A 365-nucleotide genomic window follows, 5' to 3' on the forward strand; every position below is an offset into this window, starting at 1 on the left:
AGCTCACACTCCAGCGAGGCGAAGAAGCTCTCGGTGATCGCGTTGTCGAAGCACGTCCCGGTTCTCCCCGTTGATGGGCGAATCCCGGCCTGCTCACACCGCTGGCCGAAGGTGATCGAGGTGTACTGCTCGGGTTCAAGGAGTCGTTGCAACACTGCCTGTCATCGAGCCTAGATGCTCGTTGAACGCCTCAGCGGGAGTACGCCAGCCGAGCGTCTTGCGGGGGCGACTGTTGAGTGCGGCGGCGACTGCGTCCAGATCGTTTCGGCTGTGCCTGCCCAGGTCAGTTCCCTTGGGAAAGTACTGTCGCAGCAGGCCGTTGGTGTTCTCGTTGGTGCCGCGCTGCCAGGGACTGTGCGGGTCGG

General features: G+C 63.3%; 1 protein-coding gene and 1 pseudogene. Both read right to left on the reverse strand.

All coding sequences use genetic code 11. From position 1 onward, the window contains the following. A pseudogene (locus QSK17_RS35820) lies at positions 1-131 on the reverse strand (IS3-like element ISAav4 family transposase); the annotation flags it as partial. A gap of 4 nt (positions 132-135) precedes the next feature. Continuing rightward, positions 136-365, reverse strand: a 230-nt coding sequence (locus QSK17_RS35825) for a transposase (protein WP_502889359.1), incomplete at its 5' end; no start/stop codon positions are given.

The organism is Microtetraspora sp. NBRC 16547 (assembly GCF_030268965.1).
GTDB lineage: Bacteria > Actinomycetota > Actinomycetes > Streptosporangiales > Streptosporangiaceae > Microtetraspora.